Annotated in this window: 3 protein-coding genes; 1 reads left to right on the forward strand and 2 read right to left on the reverse strand. The window is 57.5% G+C overall.

Annotated elements, in window-relative coordinates; genetic code table 11:
* Together NW837_RS15115 and NW837_RS15120 are read right to left on the reverse strand one after the other, a co-directional pair.
* A partial coding sequence (locus NW837_RS15115) for a thermonuclease family protein (protein ID WP_414332441.1) occupies positions 1-607 on the reverse strand: 607 nt, incomplete at its 3' end.
* A gap of 344 nt (positions 608-951) precedes the next feature.
* Positions 952-1782: a hypothetical protein gene (locus NW837_RS15120; RefSeq protein WP_414332443.1), complete on the reverse strand. Its 831-nt coding sequence runs from the start codon at positions 1780-1782 to the stop codon at positions 952-954.
* Positions 1783-1867: 85 nt separating this feature from the next.
* Here NW837_RS15120 and NW837_RS15125 point away from each other — a divergent pair, with 85 nt between their 5' ends.
* Complete coding sequence (locus NW837_RS15125; RefSeq protein ID WP_414332445.1) at positions 1868-3130, forward strand: class I SAM-dependent methyltransferase; 1263 nt, start codon at positions 1868-1870, stop codon at positions 3128-3130.
* Positions 3131-3202: the final 72 nt, after the last annotated feature.

The raw sequence follows: 3202 nt of genomic DNA on the forward strand, positions 1-3202 counted from the left end.
GCTTTCTCCACAGCACTTTGCTCAGACCCACCACCACCACTGCGGTAGCAATCCCCACACCCGCAGCCGCCGCCGGATTTTCACGAATCAAAGAACCATCCAAAACATTGACCCCCGCAAAGGCCGAGGTTTGCGTGGCCGTCTCCCGAAACTCCCAAGGCATCACCGGATTGCGTTGCTGCCAGAAGCCTAACCGCGCCGCTTGGGCCGCCTCTTGGGCTTCTAGGTAGCGTTGCCGATTGGCCCCGTGCAAAAAGCGCTCGTAAACCACCGCCTGACCCTGGCGCAACATCTCCAAGTTCACCAAACCATCGGCGTTGTACACCTGGGCAATGTGAAGCCCTTCCGGTGTGACATAGAGGGTATCCACCTGCACCAGGGATCCCGTCGGGAGCAAGTTTTGCAGAGCCTCTTGGGATAGCCGCCCCCAGCGCCCTTGGGTTAGCTCTGGCGCATCCACATAGGCCAGACGGAAACGGGTTGGCCTGCCGTTCAAGTCCGCCCAGAAGGTATCCCCATCCACCACCGACCGCACCCGGGCCGTCCCGGAAGATTGTGCTGCCGCCGGAAGAACAAGCCAACTGCCCGAAAGGACAGCCACAGTCATCAGAAGGGAAGTTCTTGAGGTCATGGGGGTCACTCCTATTGTGCAGAACAAGAACAACAAAAGTTAAGAAATAATAAGATAGGGAAGTTTCGGGAACCAACCGGAACCCCAGACCGTCTCCAGGACTTGCTACGGGGCTGGCCACTGTTTTCGCATTGCAATTTCTCATTGCAAAGTCAGCAGGGCCAGCTACTCTCTACGTGAGAGAGGCAAACTTTTCCAGCGGAAAGCTGCGGCTCTTGAAGAGTCGGCCCGTTGGGTTGGCTTAATTTGGGTTAGAGTTTAGCTCACCTTTTGGGGCAACGTCACAGCCCTAAGGCGCAATCTTTGTCCCCCGGATCAAATCACAGGCGCAAGCGATAGGGTTCTTCGTCGGGGAAGTCGGGCAGAGGAGGGGGCAGGATCTCGATCTCCCCCGTAGGCAGCGTTTGCAGCACGGTACCCAACTGGACCAGTTGTTCCAAGACAAACAGGCGGGTATCCCGGTCGGTGGTGGAGTTATACACGCTCAGCCAAACATCGAATTGGACACGGCGGCTGAGAGGACTGCTGAGAGAACTGCGGGCGATGTTATCTCCTAGTTGACGAAATTCATCTCCAGGCAGGCCCACCTGCTCTCGCCAGGCAGCAGCTTGGTAGTAATCGGTGCGGCCCGCTTCCGCGTCCCCCAGAAACATAAAGTTAAGTAGAGCACGATCCACGTAGAGTCGCCAGGCGTCAGGGTTGTTTTGGGGGTTGAACTGCTGCAAGCCGCGATCCAAAATCTCGACGGCTTTTTCCGGCTGGCCGGCCCGATAGGCCAACACCAAACTGGAGAGCCGGTAGCCCAAGAGGAAATGGGGATCCAGCCGCAGCATGTGATCGAAGTAGTCGTAGGCCAGGCCATAGCCAGTCAGGGTGCGAGCCGGTGCATCCCCGTAGTACTGGATCAGCTCCAGCCACAGCCAGGAAGCCCCCAAGTTGCGGTAGCCCAGCCACCCCAGCGTATTGGCCAGGGCAATGTTGCGGTTTTTGCGGGCCTCGGCATTTTCCAATTCTCCCAGATTGATCCGCTCCAGCATCGGCAACTGCAGCCGCACCACCAGGATCCCACACAGAAACGCCCCCCCAACGGCGGCCAGAGTGCCTGCCAGGGAGAAGCGAGAGCGACGACGGGGCAAGGAAGCAGTAGCCATGGCAAGTTTTTTGCGGATCCCTGAGGCTGTCGCGAACAGGGGCTACACTCAATCATAAGTTGAACCGTTGAGCCTCTCCCTGCCCATGGCCAGCTCCGCCCTCTCGGCTTCAGAACGGGCTTTAAGCCTTTACGAGGCTTTGCCTTACCCCAATGTGCCCCTCTCGCAGACGGCCCGCAACGCCCTGCCGGAGATGTTCAAGATGAGCTATACCACGGCTCAGTACCTGCGCACCCATACCATCGTCCCGCCGGAGGGCAAGGTGTTGTTGAATGCCGGCTGTGGCTCCGGTTGGGAAACGTTGATGATGGCCGAGGCCAATCCAGGGGCCCAGATCGTTGCCTGTGATCTGTCTCCTGCTTCGGTGAAGCTCACCCAGGAACGCCTGCGCCACCACGGCTTCGCAGATGCCGAGTTTTATGTCCTCAATCTGCTGGAGCTGGAGCGTCTGGGGATCCAGTTTGATTTCATTAGCCTCAATGATGTTTTGTATTTGCTGGAGGATCCCACCGAGGGCCTGCGGGCCATGAAAAATGTCCTCAAGCCCGATGGCATCATCCGGGCCAATCTCCACAGCCGCTACCAACGGCAGGTGTTTTTCCGCCTGCAAGAGGGGTTGCAAAAGGTGGGGCAATTTGACGTTCCGCCAGCAGTAGGGGCCAAGAATGTGCGGGAGTTTATGGGATCCCTTCGGGAAGAAGTGGCCCAGGCGGTGCTCTGGAACCCGGCCAACTATGCCGAAGATGCGGCCATTATGAATAATTACCTACTCTCCAACGACAAGGGGTTCACGATCCCCGACCTGTTTCGCATGTTGCAGCAGGCGGGGTTGAGCTTTTTGAGCTTGGTGGATAGGCCCGACTGGTCGGTGGAGTCTTTGTTTAAAGAGGTGCCTGAGTTTGTGCGGCAGCGGTTGGCAACCCTCAGCATCATGGAGCGGCTGCATCTGTATGAACTCCTTCGCCCTGTCCATCGCCTCATCGACTTTTGGGCGGAGCATGCCGGCTCTTCGCCGGTGCTGCCCTGGAGTGACGAAGATTGGCTGTCGGGATCCGTACAATTCAATCCCCTGTTGATGGACAACCCCCGCTTTCGCCAGGAGTACAGCAAAGCCCTGCAAGAGAAGCGGCCCTACGAAATGCAGTGGACAGGGGCCACCCACGGGCGGATCAGCATCCCTGCCGAGAAAGTGAGCTGGTTGGCGCCACTGCTTCAAGGACCAACGCCGGTTCGAGAGCTGATTCAACAGGCCGTCCAGTTGGGATCCCCAGATGAAGAACGAACAACCGCTGAGGTGCTGACCTTCCTAACCAACCTAGAAGACTTTCTTTTTTTGATGCTGCAATAGGCAGCTGATACATTTACGCTGAACACTGCTGAACATCACTGTTCAACTATGCAGCGATAGCATTCTGTTTGT

The organism is Synechococcus sp. R6-10 (assembly GCF_047461815.1).
Lineage (GTDB): Bacteria > Cyanobacteriota > Cyanobacteriia > Thermostichales > Thermostichaceae > Thermostichus.